General features: G+C 73.5%; 15 protein-coding genes. 6 read left to right on the top strand and 9 right to left on the bottom strand.

Features of this window, described 5'->3' with window-relative positions; translation table 11 throughout:
• Positions 1-77 precede the first annotated feature (77 nt).
• Together QSK22_RS01440 and QSK22_RS01435 are read right to left on the bottom strand one after the other, a co-directional pair.
• Positions 78-1,298, bottom strand: a complete 1,221-nt coding sequence (locus tag QSK22_RS01440) for an acetyl-CoA C-acetyltransferase (protein ID WP_285492045.1) — start codon at positions 1,296-1,298, stop codon at positions 78-80.
• Positions 1,299-1,420: 122 nt separating this feature from the next.
• A complete protein-coding gene (locus tag QSK22_RS01435) occupies positions 1,421-2,458 on the bottom strand; it encodes an SGNH/GDSL hydrolase family protein (RefSeq protein WP_285492044.1) in 1,038 nt (345 codons plus the stop codon).
• Positions 2,459-2,632: 174 nt separating this feature from the next.
• On the opposite strand from QSK22_RS01435, the gene QSK22_RS01430 reads away from it, so the two are divergent.
• Positions 2,633-4,003: a cystathionine beta-synthase gene (locus QSK22_RS01430; protein ID WP_285492043.1), complete on the top strand. Its 1,371-nt coding sequence runs from the start codon at positions 2,633-2,635 to the stop codon at positions 4,001-4,003.
• Positions 4,004-4,220: 217 nt separating this feature from the next.
• Here the strand turns inward: QSK22_RS01430 and QSK22_RS01425 are convergent, their stop codons facing one another.
• Entirely contained in the window at positions 4,221-6,377 is a 2,157-nt protein-coding gene (locus QSK22_RS01425) for an MMPL family transporter (RefSeq protein ID WP_285492042.1), read from the bottom strand.
• A 244-nt stretch (positions 6,378-6,621) separates the two neighbouring features.
• Between QSK22_RS01425 and QSK22_RS01420 the strand changes: the two genes are divergently transcribed.
• Both QSK22_RS01420 and QSK22_RS01415 read left to right on the top strand, forming a co-directional pair.
• Entirely contained in the window at positions 6,622-7,770 is a 1,149-nt protein-coding gene (locus tag QSK22_RS01420; RefSeq protein WP_285492041.1) for a cystathionine gamma-synthase, read from the top strand.
• Between the two features lie 130 nt (positions 7,771-7,900).
• The gene (locus tag QSK22_RS01415) at positions 7,901-8,986 is read left to right on the top strand and encodes an alpha/beta fold hydrolase (RefSeq protein ID WP_285492040.1); all 1,086 of its coding nucleotides are present in this window, start codon (positions 7,901-7,903) and stop codon (positions 8,984-8,986) included.
• A gap of 38 nt (positions 8,987-9,024) precedes the next feature.
• Here QSK22_RS01415 and QSK22_RS01410 read toward each other — a convergent pair whose 3' ends face one another.
• The 3 genes from QSK22_RS01410 to QSK22_RS01400 all read right to left on the bottom strand — a co-directional run bounded on the left by QSK22_RS01410 (position 9,025) and on the right by QSK22_RS01400 (position 13,190).
• Positions 9,025-9,567, bottom strand: coding sequence for a hypothetical protein (locus QSK22_RS01410; RefSeq protein WP_285492039.1), 543 nt, complete (start codon positions 9,565-9,567; stop codon positions 9,025-9,027).
• 105 nt (positions 9,568-9,672) lie between these two features.
• Positions 9,673-11,652, bottom strand: a complete 1,980-nt coding sequence (locus QSK22_RS01405) for a vWA domain-containing protein (RefSeq protein WP_285492038.1) — start codon at positions 11,650-11,652, stop codon at positions 9,673-9,675.
• Between the two features lie 92 nt (positions 11,653-11,744).
• A complete protein-coding gene (locus QSK22_RS01400) occupies positions 11,745-13,190 on the bottom strand; it encodes a sigma 54-interacting transcriptional regulator (RefSeq protein ID WP_285492037.1) in 1,446 nt (481 codons plus the stop codon).
• A 159-nt stretch (positions 13,191-13,349) separates the two neighbouring features.
• On the opposite strand from QSK22_RS01400, the gene QSK22_RS01395 reads away from it, so the two are divergent.
• From QSK22_RS01395 to ilvA, 3 genes are all read left to right on the top strand, one after another.
• Positions 13,350-14,513: an FIST signal transduction protein gene (locus QSK22_RS01395; RefSeq protein WP_285492036.1), complete on the top strand. Its 1,164-nt coding sequence runs from the start codon at positions 13,350-13,352 to the stop codon at positions 14,511-14,513.
• Positions 14,514-14,517: 4 nt separating this feature from the next.
• Positions 14,518-15,474, top strand: a complete 957-nt coding sequence (locus QSK22_RS01390) for an ROK family protein (RefSeq protein WP_285492035.1) — start codon at positions 14,518-14,520, stop codon at positions 15,472-15,474.
• 71 nt (positions 15,475-15,545) lie between these two features.
• Positions 15,546-16,769, top strand: coding sequence for a threonine ammonia-lyase (gene ilvA / locus QSK22_RS01385; RefSeq protein WP_285492034.1), 1,224 nt, complete (start codon positions 15,546-15,548; stop codon positions 16,767-16,769).
• Between the two features lie 52 nt (positions 16,770-16,821).
• Here the strand turns inward: ilvA and QSK22_RS01380 are convergent, their stop codons facing one another.
• The 3 genes from QSK22_RS01380 to QSK22_RS01370 form a co-directional block, all read right to left on the bottom strand.
• Entirely contained in the window at positions 16,822-18,246 is a 1,425-nt protein-coding gene (locus QSK22_RS01380) for a M1 family metallopeptidase (RefSeq protein WP_285492033.1), read from the bottom strand.
• Positions 18,247-18,359: 113 nt separating this feature from the next.
• Positions 18,360-19,238, bottom strand: coding sequence for a LysR substrate-binding domain-containing protein (locus QSK22_RS01375; protein ID WP_285492032.1), 879 nt, complete (start codon positions 19,236-19,238; stop codon positions 18,360-18,362).
• 256 nt (positions 19,239-19,494) lie between these two features.
• On the bottom strand, positions 19,495-20,919 hold the full coding sequence (locus QSK22_RS01370) for a M1 family metallopeptidase (protein WP_285492031.1): 1,425 nt from the start codon (positions 20,917-20,919) through the stop codon (positions 19,495-19,497).
• Between the last annotated feature and the right edge of the window lie 85 nt (positions 20,920-21,004).

Here is a 21,004-nt window from a genome sequence, read left to right as displayed (position 1 = left end):
GGGCGCGGCGCCCGCCGCTGTGCTCGTCGGCGGGCGCCGCGCACCAGCAGATCGTGTGCGACCGCCCGAGGTCGGGCTCAGGACAGCCGCTCGATCACCATCGCCATGCCCTGGCCGCCGCCGACGCACATGGTCTCCAGGCCGAACTGCTTGTCGTGGAAGCGCAGGCTGTTGATCAGTGTGGAGGTGATCCGGGCGCCGGTCATGCCGAACGGGTGGCCGACCGCGATGGCGCCGCCGTTGACGTTCAGCTTGTCCATGTCCACGCCCAGCTCCTCGGCGGACGGCAGCACCTGGGCGGCGAACGCCTCGTTGATCTCGACCAGGTCGATGTCGTCGATGGTCATGCCCGCCCGCGCCAGCGCCCGGCGGGACGCCTCGACCGGGCCCAGCCCCATGATCTCTGGGGACAGTGCGGACACGCCGGTGGACACGATCCGCGCCAGCGGGGTGATGCCCAGTTCGGCGGCCTTGGCGTCGCTCATGATGACCACGGCCGCGGCGCCGTCGTTGAGCGGGCAGCAGTTGCCGGGGGTGACCGTCCCGTCCGGGCGGAAGGACGGCTGCAGCGCCGCGACCTTCTCGTAGGTGGTGCCCGGGCGGGGGCCGTCGTCCTTGTCCACGACGGTGCCGTCGGGGAGCGTGACGGGGGTGATGTCGGACGCCCAGAAGCCGTTGGCGATGGCCTTCTCGGCGAGGTTCTGGGAGCGGACGCCGAACTCGTCCTGCGCCTTCCGCGAGACGCCGCGCAGTTGGGCGACGTTCTCGGCGGTCTGGCCCATGGCGATGTAGACGTCGGGGATCCGGTCGTCCTCGCGCGGGTCGCGCCAGGGTTCGGCCTGCCCCTCCGAGCGCTTGGCGGTGCGCTCCACCGCCTCGGCGAACACCGGGTTCTGGGTGTCGGGCAGGCCGTCGCTGCTGCCCTTGGTGAACCGGGACACCATCTCCACGCCCGCCGAGACGATCACGTCGGCCTCGCCCGCCTTGATCGCGTGGAAGGCCATCCGGGTGGTCTGCAGGGACGAGGAGCAGTAGCGGGTGATGGTGGCGCCGGGCACCTGGTCCCAGCCGAGCAGCACCGCGACGACGCGGGCCATGTTGTAGCCCTGCTCGCCTCCGGGCAGGCCGCAGCCGAGCAGCAGGTCGTCGACCTGGCCCGGGTCCAGTTGCGGGACCTTGGCCATGGCCGCCTTGACCATCTCGGCGGTGAGGTCGTCGGGGCGCAGGTCCTTCAGCGAACCTTTGAAGGCGCGTCCGATGGGGGAGCGCGCGGTGGCGACGATGACTGCCTCGGGCATGACGGATCTCCTCGTGTCAGCGGCCGATGCCGGATGTTACCCGCTGGTCACTTCGAAATCTAACAGGCGGATCCCCGCAGCCCCAGGCCCCCGCCCCGGCGGAGACCGCCGGGGCGCCGGGATCACGTTGCGCCGTGCCGGACCGTCTCGGGGTCGTCGGGCTCCCCGGCGGTCTCGCCGACCTCGCGGCGCCGCAGCAGGGTGGCCCAGCGGCCCCGGGGGCCGCGCTCGCGGCCCGCGACCCGGGTGCCGGCGACCTCGGTGCCGGGCTCCTCGGCGGCCTCGGCGGCGGCCAGGTAGACGGGCAGGATGCCCTCGCCGCGCCGCACGTCCGGCTGCTCCTCCACCTCGGGCTCCAGCCCGAGCGCCGCGGCCATCGACGGCAGCACGGCGGCGGCCGCCGCGGCGTAGCCCCGGGCGGACGGGTGGTAGCGGTCCGCGCTGAACATCTCCCGCGGGTCGGCCTCGAACTCGCGGCCGAGCAGGTCGCCCAGCGACACCGTCCGCCCGCCGCGCTCGACCACCGCGATGGTCTGCGCGGCGGCGAGCTGGCGGCTGGCGCGGCGGGCGATCCACCGCAGCGGCTGCATCACCGGCTGCACCGTGCCGAGGTCGGGGCAGGTGCCGACGACCACCCGGCAGCCCGCGCCGTGCAGCCGCTCCACGGCCGCGGCCAGGTGGCGCACCGACTCGGCGGCCGGCACCCGGGCGGTGACGTCGTTGGCGCCGATCATGATGACGGCGATGTCGGGGCCGGCGGCCAGGGCCTTGTCCACCTGGCCGGGCAGCGCCTCGGAACGGGCGCCCGACAGCGCCACGTTGGTCAGCCGCACCGGACGCCCCGCGATCGCCGACAGCCCCGCCGCCAGCAGCGCGCCGGGCGTCTCGTCGGGCTCGTGCACGCCCAGCCCGGCGGCGGTGGAGTCGCCGAGCATCACGAACGACAGCGGAGCGGCCGACGCCTCCCCGTCCCCGGCGCCGATCCCGTACACGCCGTCGGCGACCGGTGGGTCGCCGTTGGGCCTGGCCTGGATGATCCGGCGGGCCAGCTTGGCCTCGATGACGATGAGACCGAAGGTCAGGCCCCCGAGGGCGGTGAGGCCACCGCCTCCGTAGGCGGCGGCGGTAGCGATGCGGCGTGCCGTCAACGCTCTCAGCATCGTCCGTTGACCCTCCGTATCCGGCGGGCACGGCACCGTCACCGGAACGTGCCCGCCGCCGTCTCACTGGGCTACCGTCAGGAATTGGAATCTATCCGAACCCGCATCCCTCCCCGACCAGGCACACGCTGGTTGAACAGGGATGTAACAAACTGATTCGACAAGGAAGTCGCGGTGCAGGTACACGATTCGCTGGTCGAGCTGATGGGCGACACCCCGCTCGTCCGGCTGCGCAAAGTCACCGCCGGGCTGCGCCCACAGGTGCTCGCCAAGGTGGAGTACTTCAATCCCGGCGGCTCGGTCAAGGACCGCATCGCGGTCCGCATGATCGACGCCGCCGAGCGGTCCGGCCTGCTGCGGCCGGGCGGCACGATCGTCGAGCCGACCTCCGGCAACACCGGGGTGGGGCTGGCCATCGTCGCGCAGGAACGCGGCTACCGCTGCGTCTTCGTGTGCCCGGACAAGGTCGCCAAGGACAAGCTGGACGTGCTGCGCGCGTACGGCGCCGAGGTCGTGGTGTGCCCGACCGCGGTGCCGCCCGACCACCCCGAGTCGTACTACTCGGTCTCCGACCGGCTGGCCGCCGAGATCCCCGGGGCCTGGAAGCCGAACCAGTACGTCAACCCCGACAACCCGCGCTCGCACTACGAGACCACCGGCCCGGAGATCTGGGAGCAGACCGACGGGCGGATCACCCACTTCGTGGCGGGCATCGGCACCGGCGGCACGATCAGCGGCGCCGGACGCTACCTCAAGGAGGCCTCCGGCGGGCGGGTCAAGGTGATCGGCGCCGATCCCGAGGGCTCGGTGTACTCGGGCGGCAGCGGCCGACCGTACCTGGTGGAGGGCGTCGGCGAGGACATCTGGCCGCAGACCTACGACCGGACGATCTGCGACGAGGTCATAGCGATCTCCGACAAGGAGTCGTTCACCATGACCCGGCGGCTGGCCCGCGAGGAGGCGCTGCTGGTCGGCGGGTCCTGCGGGATGGCGGTGGCGGCCGCGCTGCGGGTCGCCGCGGATGCCGACGAGGACGCGGTGATCGTGGTGCTGCTGCCGGACGGCGGCCGCGGCTACCTCTCGAAGATCTTCAACGACGACTGGATGGCGGACTACGGCTTTTTGACCCCGGCCACCGAGGAGGCCCGGGTGGGCGAGGTGCTCACCCGCAAAAGCGGGCAGCTGCCGGAGTTCGTGCACGTCCACCCGCACGAGACCGTGGAGACCGCGGTCTCGATCATGCGCGAGTACGAGGTGTCGCAGCTGCCGGTGATGAAGGAGGAGCCGCCGGTCATGGCGGCCGAGGTGGTCGGCTCGGTCGCCGAGCGCGACCTGCTGGACCTGCTGGTGCGCAACCGCGACTCGCTGGGCGAGGCCATCGAAAGGCACATGTCGGCGCCGCTGCCGACGATCGGGTCCGGCGAGCCGGTCAGCAAGGCCGTGGCGGTCCTGGAGAAGGCGGGCGCGCTGGTCGTGCTCGTCGACGGCAAGCCCAAGGGCCTGCTCACCCGCCAGGACCTGCTCGCCTTCCTCGCCGGCGGATAGCCGCCGGCGAGTCGCCGTCCCCGGACGGAGGCGAAGCGCCGGAACTCCGCGCAATGGGGGCTCCGGCGCTTCGGTTTTCCCCGGGTGTTGGGCCGCGGGCCCGCCGACCTGTGGGCGGCTATGTCAGCCGGCGTTCCGCGACCCAACGTCTCCATCGGCCGTGCGAGGTCGGCGCCATCGGCCGTGGGGGGCGCCGCCCCCGCCGGGCCGGGACCCGCTAGGTGCGGGCCCCCGTGCGGGCGAACTCCTCCTCCAGCGGATCGGCCTTGCCGGAGGAGACGGGCCGGTCGCCGTGCCCGGGCCACCAGGCCCGGTGGCCGAGCAGCGCGGTGACGCCCGGCACCAGGAAGATCGACATCACGAAGGCCGACAGCGCGATGCCGATCGCGATCGAAAAGCCCATCTGCTGCAGCATCGAGACCTCGGCCAGCAGCATCACCGAGAAGGTGCCGGCCAGGATGAGGCCCGCCGCGGCGACCGTGGGGCCGCCGTGCTCCACCGCCAGCGCGGCGGCGCGCCGCGGGTCGTGCCCCTCCTTGGCCTCCTCGCGCAGCCGCGCGGTCATCAGGATGTTGTAGTCGGTCCCGATGGCCAGCACGAACAGGTACAGCATGATCGGCAGGTGGAAGACCTCGCCGGGCTCGCCCATCGCCCCCTGGAAGAGGTACACCGCGGCGCCCATGGTGGCGGCGAAGCCGAGCAGCACCGCCGGGACCAGGTACAGCGGGGCGACCACCGAGCGCAGCAGGAGCAGCAGGATCAGCGCGATCAGCACGCCCGCCACCGGCAGGATGACCGACAGGTCGCGGTTGACCACCTTGTTGATGTCGCCGTAGATGGCGGTCTCGCCGCCGACGAGCATCTTCGTGCCCGGCGGGGTGATCTTGTGGGCCGCGGGCCGCAGCTCGTCCTTGACCAGGTTGATCGACTCGTTGGACACCGGGTTGTCCTTGAGCAGCAGGTCCACCTGGACGACCCGGCCGCCCGGCGCGGACTGGGCGGGCTGCACGCCGCCCACCCCCGGCAGCGACCCGGCCTGCTTGCGGAACGACTCGATCGCGGACTTGGGGATCGGCTGCCCGTTCTCCGACTGCAGGTAGACCTGGACGGGCTTGGTCAGGCCGGCCGGGAAGGCGCTCTGCATGTCCTTCATGGCCTGTGCGGACTCGGTGTTGTCCGGGAAGCTGGACTGGAAGTCGTAGTCGGCCTTGAACTGGGTCGCCCCGACCGCCAGGACGACCAGCAGCGCCCCGGACACCAGCGCGACCAGCGCCGGGCGCCGCCCGACCATCCGGCCGAGACCGGTGGCGACCCGCGCCTTCGGCTGCTGCTTCCACGACTTGGACGGCCAGAACACCGCCGGGCCCAGCAGCGACACGATCGCCGGGAACACCGTCAGCGATGTGATGCCCATGACCAGCACGCCGATGGCCAGCGACGGGCCCCACGCGGAGAAGATGCCGAACGAGGCGAGCATCAGCACCAGGAAGGTCACCGCGATGGCGGCCGCGGCCGAGGTGATGACCTCGCCGACCCGCTCCATCGCCACGATCATCGCGGTCTTCTTGTCGTCGCCGGCGCGCAGCCGCTCCCGGTAGCGGAACAGCACGAACAGGTAGTAGTCGGCGCCGATGCCGAACAGCACGATCGTCATGATGATCTGCAGGCTGTCGTCGCCGGTGAAATCCAGCAGCTTGGACGCGGCGCCGATCAGCCCGCTGGCCATGGCCTCGGTCAGCATGATCACGACGATCGGCAGGATCGCCGCGACCGGTGCCCGGAAGATCACCAGGATCAGTCCGATGATCAGCACGAAGGTGCCGACGGACACCAGCACGAACGAGGTGTTGAAGGAGTCCTCGTTGTCGGTGAACGTGGCGACGTCACCGCCGACGTTGGCCTTCAGCCCGGACCCCAGCAGGCCCGGCAGGTCCTTGCGGATGTCCTTGACCGCATCGCCCTGCTTGGTCTGCTCGTCCTGCGACATGCCCTTCATGGGCACGCTGATCAGCTGGATCTTCTTGTCGGGCGACACCGCCTGCGGGCCGGTGGCGAACGCCTGCACCGTCGGGTACTTCTTGGCCGTCAGCGCCTGCGCGGCCTGCCCGATCTTCGTGCTGTCGGCCGCGGTGAGCTGCCCGCCGTCGGCCCGCTTCACCACGATCAGGGTGGTGGCGTCGGCCTGCTGCGGGAAGGACTTCTGCGCGACTTCGGCGGCCTGCACGGCCTCGTAGGAGGACGGCAGGAACTCGCTCTGGTCGGACTCGGTTTTCAGCGAGGGTGACAGGAAGACGATGGCGACCCAGGCCACCGCCCATGTCAGGAGCGTCAGCCACGGGTGTCTGACCACCACACGGGCCAGGCGTGCGAACATACGGTTTCCTTCGATGGGGGGAAGCGGTACGCGTGCGCGGCCCCGGAGGATCGCGCGCTCGGTTCGGGCCGCCCGGCGTGCGGGGGGCGCCGGAACGGGAGCAAGCACTCGTCTCGGATTACGCGTTCAACGGTAGGGATCGGCCCGGCGGAAGTGGTCAACCCGGGAGCCGAAATGGCGGCTGATACCTACGGGGGACCGCCTCCTCCCGAAGGAGTGCCGGGCGGTGGATAGCCTCGTGCTCATGGACGACGAGGTTCACCGGGCATTCGAGACGCTGGCCATCCACGCCGGGCAGGAGCCCGACCCGGCCACGGGGGCGGTCGTGCCCCCGATCTACCAGGTCTCGACCTACAAGCAGGACGGCATCGGGGGGCTGCGCGGCGGCTACGAGTACTCCCGTTCGGCCAATCCGACGCGTACTGCGCTGGAAGTATGCCTGGCCGAACTGGAGGGGGGAGCGCGGGGGCTGGCGTTCGCCTCCGGACTGGCCGCCGAGGACGCCCTCCTGCGCACGGTGTGCGCGCCGGGCGACCACGCCGTCATCCCCGGTGACGCCTACGGCGGCACGTACCGGCTGTTCGCCAAGGTGTTCGAGCGGTGGGGGCTGGCGTACGACCCGGTGCCGCTCGGCGACGTGGCGGCGGTGCGCGCCGCCGTCCGCCCCGAAACGAAGGTCATCTGGGTGGAGACGCCGACCAACCCGCTGCTCGGCGTGGCCGACATCGCCGCGCTGGCCGAGGTCGCGCACGAGGCGGGTGCCCTGCTGGTGGTCGACAACACCTTCGCCTCGCCCTACCTGCAGCGGCCGCTGGCGCTGGGCGCCGACGTGGTCGTCCACTCGACCACCAAGTACCTGGGCGGCCACTCCGACGTGGTCGGCGGCGCGCTGGTGGCGGCCGACGCCGACCTGGGCGAGCGCCTGGCGTTCCACCAGAACTCCATGGGCGCGGTGGCCGGGCCGTTCGACGCCTGGCTGACCTTGCGCGGCGTCAAGACGCTCGCGGTGCGGATGGACCGGCACTGCGCCAACGCGGCCGCCGTGGTGGACATGCTCACCGCGCACCCGGCCGTCGAGCAGGTGCTCTACCCCGGGCTGCCCGACCACCCGGGCCACGAGACCGCGGCCAAGCAGATGCGCGGCTTCGGCGGGATGGTGTCGTTCCGGATGGGGTCGCCGGAGGCCGCCGTGCGGGTGTGCGAGCGGACGGAGCTGTTCACCCTCGGCGAGTCCCTGGGCGGGGTGGAGTCGCTGATCGAGCACCCGGCGCGGATGACCCACGCCTCGGCCGCCGGTTCGCCGCTGGAGGTCCCGGCCGACCTGGTGCGGCTGTCGGTCGGCATCGAGGACGCCGGCGACCTGCTGGCCGACTTGCGCCGCGCCCTCGGCTGACCTCGGCCGCCGGCCGCGGCCGCGGCGGCGCCGGCGGCGGAGGCGATGGCCCGGCGCGGGACGGGGGCGCTCTATATGATGTGCGCACCAAGATCTCTTCATGAAAGGGTCCGGGGTGCGCAAGGTATTGGTGAGCGGAGCGGCTTTCGCCGCCACCTGCATCGCGGCCGTCGCCGCGACCGGCGGGGCCGCCCAGGCCGCCGCGCCGACCCCACCGTCCGGCGGGCAGGCCACCGCCGAGGCGCCCGTCTCGCCGTCGCCGACGTCCGCGACGCCGGAGCCGGAGGCGTCGTCGGAGCCGTCCGGCCCGGAGGGCTCGTCGACGCCGTCGCAGACCCCCGGTTCGCCGGGCACGTCCGCCCCCGACACCGACACCGACTCGGTGACGACGGCGCGGGCGGTGATGGTGACGCCCGCGCCGCCGCGCACGGCCACCTACGCCTACGGATCCGCGCCGCGCCAGCGCCTCGACGCGTACTGGCGCCCGTCGACGTCGAGCGCGCGGCAGACGGGCAAGCGCCCGGGCGTGCTGCTGCTGCACGGCGGTTACTGGCTCGAAGGCGACAAGAGCGACTGGAAGTACTTCGCGCGCCGCCTGACCAACGAGGGCTTCGCGGTCTTCGCCGCCAACTACCGGTTGGCGGGCAGCGCCGCCTGGCCCGCCCAGCGCGACGACGCCGAGGCCGCGCTCGACTACGTCAAGCGCAACGCCGCCCGCTGGAACGTCGACCCGGACCGCATCGCGGTGGTCGGCTCGTCGGCCGGCGGGATGCTGGCCACCCAGCTCGGCACCTACGGGCAGGGCGCCCAGCGCGTCCGCGGGGTGGTGGCGCTGTCGCCGGTCAACACCCCGTACCTGGCCTACCAGGTCGGCGCCGGGCAGACCGCCTCGTCCCGCCAGCGCAAGCTGCGCCGCGCCGTGGTCACGCTGCTGGGCTGCCGTCCGGTGTCCGGGAGCGCCACCTGCTGGACGAAGGTCGACGACGCCACCTCGGCCACGCACGCCTCGGCGGGCGACGCCCCGATGCTGCTCATGCACGCCGACGGCGATTTCGTCCCGCGCACGCAGAGCACCGGCCTGGCCGGGGTGCTCAACCGCGCCGGGGTGCCCGCCACGGTGGTCACGGTGCCGGGCGGCATGCACGGGCTCGGGCTGATGCAGGACTCGAGCGTCTACCCGCGGATCCTGTCCTTCCTCAAGGCCCGCACCCGCTGACGCCAGGCCGGCGCACCCGGCCGTCCGGGCCGGGCGCGCTAGGAGTTCCAGATCATCAGGACGAGGATCACCAGCCAGATCAGCGCCACCACGCCGGAGATCGCGGCGATGCGGCCGCGTTCCACCTGCGCGACGTCCTCGGACGTCGCGGCGGCCGCCGACCGGGCGGGCTCCTGCTCGCCCTTCGCCGCGGCGGGCTGCTCCCCGGCGGGCGCCGCTTGCGGCCGCTCCGCCTCGACCGGCCGCCGAGCCTCGGCCGCCGCCACTTCCAGCGCGTGCGCCGCCTTGCGCTGATCGCGTTCGACGAGCAGCAGCAAAACCAGCGCCACCAGGAACAGGGTCATGGACGCCGTCAGCCACATCTGGTCGAACCGCCCCTTGGCCAGGAACAGCCCGAACAGGAAGATCCCCAGGGTGCCCAGCCCGTAGATCCGCGTGATCCGGGTGAGGTAGCGCAGCACCACCACGTCGCCCCTGCGGATGTAGCGCGGGCTGGCCATGGTGGCGGCCGTCAGCGGCCCCAGCGTGAAGATCGCGAACCCGATGTGCAGGAAGAGCAGTAGCCGGTCGGTGGTCGACATACCACCGACCCTAGCGACCGGGCGGCGGCGGACGGCGGGAGGGGGCGCGGCCCGCCCGATCGCTTGACGGGATCGGGCAGCAGCCCCCCGGACGGTGACGCGCCCTCAGCGGCGGCCGCGGCGCACCCGCAGGTAGTCGCTGACGACGTACTCGCCGAGCCGTTCGGCGTCGGGGGCGAACACCCGGCCGCCGTTGCGCCGGGCCACCTCCTCCACGAACGACACCAGGCGGCGGTCCTCGGCCAGCATGAACACGTTGAGGCAGGCGCCGCGCCGGGTCATCTTGTCGACCTCGGCCAGCGTCAGCACGAGGGTCTCGGGGGACGGCGGGTAGTCGAACAGGGACCGGCCGTCGGGGCGCAGGTGGGCGGTGGGCTCCCCGTCGGTGACCACCAGCACGATCGGCTCGAAGTCGGGGTGCCGGTCCAGATGCCGGCCGGCGATCATCAGCGCGTGGTGCAGGTTGGTGCCCTGCACCATGTCCCAGTCCAGCCCGGCCATCTCGGTGGGGTGCAGCACCCGGGCGTAGTTGGAGAACCCGATGATCTGGATGGCGTCCTGCGGGTACTTGCTGGTCACCAGGGTGTGCAGGGCCAGGGTGGTCTGCTTGGCCGCCGCCCAGGTGCCGCGCAGCACCATCGAGTACGACAGATCGACCAGCAGGCACACGGCCGCGGCGGTGCGGCGCTCGGTCTCCTGCACCTCGAAGTCGTCGACGTCCAGCCGGACACCGTGCGGGCGCAGGCCGCCGCTGGCGGGGCCCTCCATGGCGTTGCGGCGGATCGCGTTGCTCACCGTGCGGACGACGTCGAGGGGCTGCTCGTCGCCGAACCGCCAGGGCCGGCTGGATCCGGTCAGCTCCCCGGCCTGCCCGGCGTCGCGCTGGTCGTGGTCGCCCTGCCGGCCGGAGGTGAGCCGGGCGAACACCCGGCGCAGCGCCGTCTCGCCGAGCCGCCGCACCGCCTTGGGCGTCAGCTCCAGGCCGCCGCGGCGGCGCTGCAGGTAGCCCTGCCGCTCCAGCTCGGCCTCGATGCGGCGCAGCTGCGCCAGGTCGTCGACGGCCTGGCGGCCCAGCGCGCGGCGGACCGCCTCCTCGTCGATGTCGTCCAGCCGCGCGCCCGGGTAGTCCTGGGCGAGCGCGGCCTCCAGATCGGCCAGGTCGGCCAGTTCGGCGAGCGCGGCGGTGGCGTCGCCCATGCCGAGCGGGTCCTGCCCCGTCATCTGCTCCTGCCCGCCCCAGGCCAGGTCGGGACGGCGGGCGCGCAGCGCGTCGGTCAGCCGGGTCATCTCCATGGCCAGGCCCGCGTCCTGCATGACCTGGTCCATCAGCCCGGCCAGCTCGGCGCGCTGCTCGGGCGTCAGCGAGTCCAGCAGGCGCTCCATGGCGGCCGCGCGGCGGGCCAGCGAGTCGACCAGCTCCTCCAGGTTCTGCGGGTTGTCGGGAAAGAAGTCCCCGTACTCGCGCATGAACCGGTCGAAGTCGGCCTGGGTGTGCTCGCCGCGGGCGTCCCGGTCGAGCATGTCGTTCAGCGCGGCCATCATGTCCTTGACGCGCTGCATCACCTGCGGGTCCTGGCTGCTGAGGGCCTGCTTCATGCCCTGGAAGCGGGCGTCCAGCACCTCGCGCCGCAGCAGGTCCTTGATCTGCTCGTAGGTGGCGCGGGCCGCGTCCGACCGCCAGTCGTAGTCGGCCAGCCGCCGCACCGCCTGGGACGTGTCGGACGGCAGCGCGTCCAGCTCCGCCTCGCGCAGCCGGGCCTCGTCGCTCGGGTCGGGGAACAGCTCGGCCCGCTCCTGCCCGATCGCGGTGTCCAGCAGCGCGCGCACCTGCTCCAGCGTCCCGTCCAGGCGGCCGCGGTCGCGCAGCTCGCGGCGGCGGCGCCGCACCTCGCGCAGCAGGTCGTCCAGTCCTCGGCGGCCCTGCGCGCCGGGCAGGCCGCGGCGCAGCAGCTCGCGCAGCGCCTCTTCGGGGCGGGTCCCCTCCAGCACCGAGTCGCCCATCGCGTCCAGGGCGGCCCGCACGTCGTACGGCGGGGCCAGCGGGTCGGGCCCGCCCTGATAAGGCCCGTACCGGTAACGGCTCATCGAACCCCCAGGCTCTCGGTGTGCGACCCGGGACGGTCATCTGCGACCCGGGAGGGTCATCTGCGGCGTCAGGTTCGGCGTCAGGTTCGGCGTCAGGTTCGGTAGGTGGCGGTGCCGTCGCCGCGTCTGGTCGCGGTGTCCTTCGACAGCCGGCGGGTCAAAAACAGCCCCTCCAGGGCGAACTCCAGCGCCGCCGCGGCCTGCCCCGGCGACTCCCCGGTCATGCCGAGCCGTTCCATGATCTTGGCCAGGCCGGGCACCGGGCCGATGCGGCGCAGCAGCTCGGTGGCGGGTACCAGCTCGCCGGACTCCACGCTCTGGCCGGCGTCGAACTTGTCCAGCAGCCCGGACAGGTCGGCCCCGCCCAGGGTGCGCCGGTAGGTCTCGGCGATCGCCCGGCGCAGCAGGTGCTCCAGCACCTCCTGCTCGCGGCCCTCCTCGCTGACCTCGAACTCCACCTTGCCCATCAGCGACGGGACCACGGCGGGCAGGTCGCAGACCCGGGCCACCGCGTGCTCCTCGCCGGTCAGCGCGGCGCGGCGCACCGCCCCCGCGGCCACCGTCTCGGCGCCCGCCAGCGCGAACCGCGCCGACACGCCGGACCGGGCGTCCACCGCGGTCGACTCGCGCACCAGCCGGGTGAACCGGGCCACCACCTCCAGCAGGTGGGCCGGCACCTCGGCGGGCAGGTCGGCCGCGCTCGCCGGGCCGTCGCCGGCGAAGAAGTCGAACTCGGCCTCCTGGCGGATGAGGTCCAGCTCGTCGTCCAGCTCCAGCGGGTAGTGGGTGCGGATCTCGGCGCCGAACCGGTCCTTGAGCGGGGTGATGATGCGGCCGCGGTTGGTGTAGTCCTCGGGGTTGGCGCTGGCCACCAGCAGCACGTCCAGCGGCAGCCGCAGCGCGTAGCCGCGGACCTGCACGTCCCGCTCCTCCAGCACGTTCAGCAGCGCCACCTGGATCCGCTCGGCCAGGTCGGGCAGCTCGTTGATGCAGAACACGCCCCGGTTGGTGCGCGGCACCAGGCCGAAGTGGACGGTCTCGGGGTCGCCCAGCGTGCGGCCTTCGGCCACCTTGATCGGATCGACGTCGCCGATGAGGTCGCCGACGCCGGTGTCGGGGGTGGCCAGCTTCTCGCCGTACCGCTCGTCGCGGTGCTTCCACGTGACCGGCAGGTCGTCGCCCAGCTCGTCGGCCAGGCGGCGGCAGCGCACGCAGACCGGTGCGTACGGGTGGTCGTTGATCTCGCACCCGGCGACGACCGGGGTCCACTCGTCCAGCAGGCCCGCAAGGGTGCGGATCAGCCGCGTCTTGCCCTGGCCGCGCTCGCCCAGCAGCACCATGTCGTGCCCGGCGAGCAGGGCACGCTCCACGTGCGGCAGCACGGTGTCGTCGAACCCGACGATGCCCGGAAAGCGCGGCTCGCCGGTTTTCAGGCGGACGAGCAGGTTGTGGCGGATCTCGGCCTTCACCGACCGGTGGACGTGGCCGCTGTCCCGCAGCCCGCCCCGCGTGGTCTCTGGAGGTGTGGATGGACGCACGCGATCGACACTACGTCGCCGATGCGGCCGGTCGCACCCCCGCCAGCGGGTTTGGGCCCGCGGGCGGTACGGGGGAGACTGGAACGGTGAACGCACGACGGTGCGGGAAACCCCCGGTAGTGGGACCGCGGGACGCCGCGGACGAGGGAGGGGGCGCCGATGACGCGATTCGGTGACGGACTGGCCCTGGGCCCCGACTTGTCGGCCGCCGCCGAGTCGGCGGTCGAGCAGGCGATCGCCCCGCTGGACGGCCGCCCGGACCTTTTGTGCCTGTTCGTGTCCGGGCCGGACCCGAGCGAGGCGGCGGAGGCGGCGCACCGGGCGATGCGCGGCGCGGGCGCCCGCGTCGTCGTCGGCTGCAGCGCCTCCGGGGTGATCGGCGGCGGCCGCGGGGTGGAGGACGAGCGGGCGGCCAGCGCCTGGGCGGCCGAGCTGCCCGGGGCGCGGCTGGAGCCGTTCCGGCTGGAGACCCTCAGGGCCGACGACCGGCTCGTCGTGGTCGGCATGCCCGAGACCCGCGACGACGACGTGGTGGGCGTGCTGCTGACCGACCCCTACACCTTCCCGGTGGACGCGTTCGTGGAGCGCTCCAGCGAGGCGCTGCCCGGTCTGCCGCTGGTCGGCGGCATGGCCGACGGCGGCGCACGCGGCGCCACCCGGCTGTTCCTCAACGGCCGGGTGTACGACTCGGGCGCGGTCGGGCTGGTGCTCGGCGGACCGGTGGCCGCGGCGACCGTGGTCAGCCAGGGCGCCCGGCCGATCGGCCCCGACATGGTGGTCACCCGGGCCGACGACAACCTGGTGTACGAGCTGGCGGGCACCCCGGCGCTGGACAAGCTGGAGCAGATCGTGCTGGGCCTGCCCGAGGAGGAGCAGGAGCTGGCCGGGCGCGGCCTGCTGATCGGCCTGGCCATGGACGAGTACGCCGACGAGCACGAGTACGGCGACTTCTTGGTGCGCGGGGTGGTGGGCGCCGACACCGACAGCGGCGCCATAGCCATCGGCGACGTGGTGGAGGTCGGCCGCACCGTGCGGTTCCAGGTGCGCGACGCCGGGGCCGCCGACCAGGACCTGGCCGACCTGCTGGAGCGCTTCGACCTGAACCCGGTGGAGGGTGCGCTGCTGTTCTCCTGCAACGGACGCGGCCGGGCCATGTTCCCCGACTCCGACCACGACGCCAAGATGCTGACCCGCGCGTTCGGGCCCGCGGGCGTCGGCGGCTTCTTCGCCGCCGGCGAGATCGGCCCGGTCGCCGGACGCAACCACGTGCACGGGTTCACCGCGTCGATCCTGGCGTTCGGCCCGGCCGGCACCGATGACTGAGCCGATGACCGAGCCGATGACCGAGCCGGCGGTGCTGGCCGTCGACATCGGCGGCACGAAGATCGCCGCGGCGGTGGTGGACGGCGGCGGACGGATCCTCGCGCAGGGCCGCACGCCCACGCTCGCCGACGAGTCGCCCGAGGTGCTGTGGAAGGCGCTGACGGATCTGCTGGACCAGGTGCACGCCGCGGCGGGCGGCCCGTCCCCGGCCGGGGTCGGCGTGGGCTGCAGCGGCCCGATGACCTGGCCGGACGCCGAGGTGTCGCCGCTGAACATCCCGGCCTGGCGGGGGTTCCCGCTGCGTCGGCGGCTGCGCGAGCGCTACCCGGGCCTGCCGGTGCGGGTGCACAACGACGCGGTGTGCGTCGCCGTCGGCGAGCACTGGCGGGGCGCCGGACGCGGCCACCGCAACGTCCTGGGCATGGTGGTGTCCACCGGCGTCGGCGGCGGGCTGGTGCTCGGCGGCCGCCTGGTGGACGGGGCGTCCGGCAACGCCGGGCACGTCGGGCACATCGTCGTCGAGCCCGGCGGCCCGCCGTGCCCGTGCGGGGGACGCGGCTGTCTGGAGGCCGTGGCCAGCGGGCCGTCCCTGGTGCGCTGGGCCCGCGGCGAGGGCTGGCGCCCGGACGAGCCCGCAGCCACCGGCGCCGACCTGGCCGCCGACGCCCTCGCCGGGAACCGCCTCGCCCTGGCGGCCGTGCGGCGCGCGGGCCGTGCGGTGGGCGTCGCGCTGGCGTCCGCCACCCACCTGTGCGACCTGGACGCGGCCGTCATCGGCGGCGGGGTGTCGCAGATCGGCGCGCCGCTGTTCGACGCGGTGCGCGAGGCGCTGGGCGTCCACGCCCGGATGGACTTCGCGCGGCGCCTGCGGGTCGTGCCCACCGCCCTCGGCCAGACCTCCGGCCTGGTCGGCGCCGCCGCCCTCGTGCTGGCCGGCGACCGGTACTGGACGGGCGGCTGACCCTCCGCGGCGCCGGGCCCGCGGCCGTCTGCGGCGGCGGCGCGGAGCGTGCGCGTGGGAGGATCGGGGGCATGGCCCTCGTCTCCGTCGACGACGTCCGCGCGGCGCGCGAACTGCTGCGCGAGGTGATCGAGCCGACGCCGCTCGTCCGCTCCCGGGTGCTGTCGGAGCTGATCGGCGGCCCCGTCTACCTCAAGTGCGAGAACCTGCAGCGCACCGGCTCGTTCAAGATCCGCGGCGCGTATGTGCGGATCGCCCGGCTCAGCGACGCCGAGCGGGCCCGCGGGGTCGTGGCGGCCAGCGCGGGCAACCACGCCCAGGGCGTGGCGCTGGCGGCGAGCATGCTCGGCGCCAAGGCCACGGTGTACATGCCGGAGGGCGCGCCGCTGCCCAAGGTCGCCGCGACCCGCGGCTACGGCGCCGACGTGGTGTTCCCCGGCCCCACCGTGGACGACTGCCTGGTCGCCGCGCAGCGGCACGCCGAGGAGCACGGCGCGGTGCTCATCCACCCGTTCGACCACCCGGACGTGGTGGCCGGGCAGGGCACGATCGGGCTGGAGATCCTCGACCAGCTGCCGGACGTGCGCACCGTCGTCGGCGCCGTCGGCGGGGGCGGGCTGATGTCGGGCGTGGCCGTGGCGCTCAAGGGCGCGGTCGCCGAACGCGGCGGCCCGGACGTCAAGGTCGTCGGCGCGCAGGCCAAGCGGGCGGCGGCGTTCCCCGCGTCGCTGGCGGCGGGCCGGCCCGTCCGGGTGGAGGTCCAGCCCACCATGGCCGACGGCATCTCCGTCGGCCGCCCCGGCGACCTCACCTACGACCTGGTGACCGAGCTGCTGGACGCGGTCGTCACCGTCACCGAGGAGTCGATCTCCCAGGCGCTGCTGCTGTGCCTCGAACGCGCCAAGCTGGTGGTGGAGCCGGCGGGCGCGGCGGGCGTGGCGGCGCTGCTGGAGCACTCCTACGCCGTGCGGACCCCGGTGGCGGTGCTGCTGTCGGGCGGCAACATCGACCCGCTGCTGCTGTCGAAGGTGCTGCGGCACGGCCTGGCCGGGGCGGGCCGCTACCTGGTCGTGCGGTGCCGCCTGCACGACCGTCCCGGCGCGCTGGTCACGCTGCTCGGCGAGCTGGCCGAGCTGGGCGTCAACGTGCTGGACGTCATGCACGAACGGGTCGCGGCCCGGCTGCACGTCGAGGAGGCCGAGGTGCTCATGCACCTGGAGACGCGCGGCGCCGACCACTGCGAGGAGGTGCTGACCCGGCTGCGGGACAAGGGGTACACCCTCGTCCAGACGTGAGCCGGGCCCGGGGCGGCGCGCCCCCCGGGCCCGGCATCGGGTCAGGGACGGGTCACAGGGCGGGCTTGCCGGAGCTGTAGACCCACTTGGCGAACAGGTCGTCGAGCTGCTTGCCGGAGACCTTCTCGGCGAACGCGATGAAGTCCCGGGTGGAGACGTTGCCGTTTGCGTTGACCGTCGGCCACAGCTTGACGAGCCGGAAGAACGCCTGGTCGCCGATGGTCTTGCGGAGCATGTGCAGGGTCATCGCGCCCCGGTCGTAGACCGTGGAGTGGAAGATGTTGTCGCGGCCGGGGTCGGCCGTGACCGGCTTCCACAGGTCGTCGTCGGCGGGCGTGGCGTACACCTCGTCGAAGCTCTGCTGCGCGGTCTTGCCGGTGAACTTCTCCAAGTACAGCCACTCGGAGTAGGTGGCGAAGCCCTCGTTGAGCCAGATGTCGGCCCACCGCTTGGGCGTCACACTGTCGCCGAACCACTGGTGGGCCAGCTCGTGCACGGCCAGGTCCGGCCGCGGGATGGTGCCCGGCCGCCGGCCCAGGTCGTACACCGGGCGGCCCTGGGTCTCCAGCGCGTACCCGACCCCGGCGTCGACCACGATGCCTCCGGTGGAGGAGAACGGGTAGCGGCCGTAGGTGCTCGCCAGCCATTGCAGGAACTCGCCGGTCTGGGTGTGGAAGTCCTCGGCCAGCGAGGCGGAGATGCCGAGCCGGGAGTCGGTGGCGGTGATGTTGGGGATGCCGCGCTCGGTGCGGCCCTTGACCACGTCGAACTTCCCGATCGCGATCATGCTGAGCTCGCTGGCCATGGGCCTGTTCATCACCCAGCGGGTGGTGGTGCGGGCGCCGCTGGTCCAGCGGCCCGCCGGGTCGCCGCCCGCGAGCGTGGTGAGGTCCTTCGGCGCGGTCAGCGTGAAGGTGTAGGTGGCCTTGTCGGTCGGGGCGTCGTTGACCGGGTAGACGGTCGCGGCGCCGATCGGCTGGTTGAGCATGACCGCGCCGTCGGCGGTCGGGATCCAGCCGGAGCGGCCCAGCGCCGTGTCGTCCACGCCCTCGGGGACGCCGGAGTACGCCACCCGGACGGTGAAGCCGGTGCCCTTGCGCAGTCCCTTGGCCGGGGTGATCTCCAGCTCCTGGGCGCCGGTGCGCTTGTAGGCGGCCTTCCTGCCGTCCACCGCCAGCGCCGAGATCTTCAGCGGCCCCTGGAAGTCGAGGTTGAACCGCGACAGGTTCTGGGTGGCCCTCGCCTTGATCGTGGTGACCGCGGAGATGCCCTTGGACGCCGGGTCGTAGGTCAGCGCGATGTCGTAGTGGGCGGCGTCGTAGCCGCCGTTGCCCATGTCGGGGAAGTAGGGGTCGCCCGCGCCCGCCGCGCCGGGCGTGTACCGCACGGCGGCCGCGCCCGCAGGTGCGGCCGTCGCCATCAGGCTCGCGGCGACGCCGAGCGCCACCGCGGCCACCGCTCGGGGAGATCTGCTCATCGGCCCGTCCTCAGCTCATCAGACAACGCCAATCAAGCTGTCAGCGCGATCTGCGCGGGACAAGCTCGATTCGGTATCGAATTCGTTGGGGCGGCCCGCCGCGGCCGGGGCCGTCAGCCGGCGGTGCCGCGCAGGGCGGCGAGGAACAGCCGGGTGATCTCGCGGGTGTCGTCGGCGCGCCAGGCCGCGGCCAGCTCGGCGGGCGCCAGGCCGCGCACGGGCCGGCAGACCACGCCGGGCCGCCGGTAGAGGCCGGTGTTGCCCTCCGCGAGCAGCACGACGCCCAGGCCGGACGACACCGCCTCGAACACCTCGTCCGGGGCGGTGGCCTCGGCGCCGATCCGCGGCGGACGGCCCCCGCGGGCGTCCAGCGCCAGCCAGAAGTCGCGCAGCGGACCGGCCGCGGCGGGCAGCGCGATGAACGGCTCGTCCAGCAGGTCGGCGAAGTCGATCTCGGCGCGGGCGGCCAGCGGGTGGTCGTCGGGCAACGCCACATGGCGGCGCTCGCCGGCCAGGGTGCGGGTGCGGATGCCGACGGCGGGCACCGGCAGCCACACGAACGCCACGTCGCTGGAGGCGTCGGCCAGCCCGGCGGTGGGGTCGTCCCAGCCGACCAGCCGCAGCGAGACCGTCCAGTCGGGCGCCAGCTCGCGGAACCGGCGCAGGGCGCGGCGCTGCAGGTCGCGGCCGACGGCCGGCTGCATGCCGACGACCAGGGTGCGGGGGCGGCCCAGCGCGCGGGTCTCGGCGTAGGCGCGGTCCCAGGTGCCAAGGACGTCCCGGACGGCCGGCAGCAGCGCCGCACCCTGCGGCGTCAGCGCGACCCCGCGGCCGCGCCGCTCGAACAGCTCGAAACCCAGCCGCCGCTCCAGGGCCCGGATCTGCTTGGACAGCGCCGGCTGCGAGACGAACAGCCGGGCGGCGGCGCGGGTGAAGCTCAGCTCGTCGGCGATGGCCGCGAAGTAGCGCAGCTCCCGGAGATGGGCATCCATTACTTCTGGTTATACCGCTATGTCGTGGACGGTCGGACCGTCCCGGCGGCGGCGCGGAGGCATGACCGAGAATCCTGCGCGCGAGCTCGGACGCCTGCGGGTGCCCGCGATCGGATACGGGGCGATGGTGCTTCGCCCGGCAAGTACGGCGAGGTGGACGAGGACCGGGCGCCGGCCGCGCTGCGCCACGCGCTCGATGCCGGCGCCGCGTTCGTCGGCACCGGCGACGGCTACGGCGAGGACGCCCGCGGCGCGGTCACCAGCGGCGGGGCTTGCCCTTGCCGTACAGCCAGGCGCGGAACAGGCCGTCCAGATCGCGGCCGGAGATCCGCTCGGACAGCCGGACGAACTCGGGCGTGGCGGCGCTGCCGTCGCGGTGGGTGCGCGCCCACTCGCGCAGGATCGCGAAGAACGCGCGGTCGCCGACCCGCCGGCGCAGCGCGTGCAGGCACATCGCCCCCCGCGTGTACACCGAGAACCCGAACATGTCCTTGCGGCCGGGCACCCCGGGTGGCGGGCGGAAGACCGAGGAGTCGCCGGGCATCCGGTAATACCGCCGGAACACCTGTTCGGCGGTGCCGCGGTGGCGTCCGCCCCGCTCGTTCCGCTCCCGCCACAGCCACTCGGCGTAGGTGGCGAAGCCCTCGTTCAGCCAGATGTCCCGCCAGTTGCGCACGCTGACGCTGTTGCCGAACCACTGGTGCGCCAGCTCGTGGACGATGAACTCCTCGCTCGGCACGAACCCGGCGTAGACCGGGCGCTCCTGGGTCTCCAGCGCGTAGTCCAACTCCGGGTCGTCGACGACGGCGCCCGCCGTGGCGAACGGGTACCGGCCGAACATCCGCTCCGCCCAGCGCACCGCCTTGATCGTGGTGCGCTGCACGCGCTCGGCCGACCCGCGGAACTTCGGATCGACGGCCGTGATCACCGGGATGCGGCCCGCCCTGCCGCGCCGCATCCGGAACCGGCCGATCGCGACCGTCGCCAGGTAGCTGGCCATGGGCGAGTCCTCGGCCCATTCGTAGGTCGTCTTGCCGCCTCGGCGGACGACGCGGCCGGGCCTGCCGTTGGCGACCGCGCGCAGGCCCTTGGGCACGGTGATCCGGAACGAGTAGGTCGCCTTGTCGCTGGGATGGTCGTTGACCGGCAGCCAGGTCGGCGCGCCGTCCGGCTGGGACAGCACGACCGCGCCGTCCCGGGTCGGTATCCACCCGTACGTGCCGAGGGGGCCGTCCGGCATCGGGCCGGGGCGTCCGGCGTAGCGCACCACCGTGGTGAACGTCTGCCCCGCAGAGAGCCTCCGCGCCGGGATGACCGTCAGTTCCTGGCCGTCGCGCTCGTGGCGGGCCGGCCTGCCCTCGACCGTGACCGAGGAGACGGCCGGGCCGCGGTAGTCCAGGCTGAACGCCGACAGCGGCTGCGCCGCCCGGGCGTTGACGGTGACGGTGGCGTCCACCTCGCCCTTACTGCCGGAGTAGGTGAGGTCGACGTCGTAGTGCTGGACGTCGTAACCGCCGTTGCCTGCGTGGGGGAAGTAGGGGTCGCCGAGGCCCGGACCGCCGATCACACCGTAGTCGGCGGGATCCTCCCCGGGGGCGGCGGACGCGTCCCCGCCGCCCGAGGTCACCAGCAGGACGGCCACGGTCGTCGCCGCGGTCGCGCGCACCCAAGCCCCGTTCATCGACGCCACTGTGCGCGGCGGGGCGGCGCGGCGCCGCACCGACGCGCCGGAGGTTTCCCAGTGCTTGCCGCCGCTTGACCGCCCT

Source organism: Actinomadura sp. NBRC 104425 (genome assembly GCF_030269545.1).
In the GTDB taxonomy this organism is placed as follows: Bacteria; Actinomycetota; Actinomycetes; order Streptosporangiales; family Streptosporangiaceae; genus Spirillospora; species Spirillospora keratinilytica.
The sequence above is the reverse complement of the archived record's forward strand: the minus strand, read 5'-3'. Positions and strand labels throughout refer to the sequence as shown.

What these genes read in the sequence shown, in the direction of transcription:
- QSK22_RS01425 (WP_285492042.1), bottom strand. Translation starts at nt 6,377, where the DNA reads ATGTTCGCACGCCTGGCCCGTGTGGTGGTCAGACACCCGTGGCTGACG.
- QSK22_RS01380 (WP_285492033.1), bottom strand. Translation starts at nt 18,246, where the DNA reads ATGAGCAGATCTCCCCGAGCGGTGGCCGCGGTGGCGCTCGGCGTCGCC.
- QSK22_RS01420 (WP_285492041.1), top strand. Translation starts at nt 6,622, where the DNA reads ATGGACGACGAGGTTCACCGGGCATTCGAGACGCTGGCCATCCACGCC.
- QSK22_RS01370 (WP_285492031.1), bottom strand. Translation starts at nt 20,919, where the DNA reads ATGAACGGGGCTTGGGTGCGCGCGACCGCGGCGACGACCGTGGCCGTC.
- QSK22_RS01390 (WP_285492035.1), top strand. Translation starts at nt 14,518, where the DNA reads ATGACCGAGCCGATGACCGAGCCGGCGGTGCTGGCCGTCGACATCGGC.
- QSK22_RS01435 (WP_285492044.1), bottom strand. Translation starts at nt 2,458, where the DNA reads ATGCTGAGAGCGTTGACGGCACGCCGCATCGCTACCGCCGCCGCCTAC.
- ilvA (WP_285492034.1), top strand. Translation starts at nt 15,546, where the DNA reads ATGGCCCTCGTCTCCGTCGACGACGTCCGCGCGGCGCGCGAACTGCTG.
- QSK22_RS01375 (WP_285492032.1), bottom strand. Translation starts at nt 19,238, where the DNA reads ATGGATGCCCATCTCCGGGAGCTGCGCTACTTCGCGGCCATCGCCGAC.
- QSK22_RS01410 (WP_285492039.1), bottom strand. Translation starts at nt 9,567, where the DNA reads ATGTCGACCACCGACCGGCTACTGCTCTTCCTGCACATCGGGTTCGCG.
- QSK22_RS01440 (WP_285492045.1), bottom strand. Translation starts at nt 1,298, where the DNA reads ATGCCCGAGGCAGTCATCGTCGCCACCGCGCGCTCCCCCATCGGACGC.
- QSK22_RS01395 (WP_285492036.1), top strand. Translation starts at nt 13,350, where the DNA reads ATGACGCGATTCGGTGACGGACTGGCCCTGGGCCCCGACTTGTCGGCC.
- QSK22_RS01405 (WP_285492038.1), bottom strand. Translation starts at nt 11,652, where the DNA reads ATGAGCCGTTACCGGTACGGGCCTTATCAGGGCGGGCCCGACCCGCTG.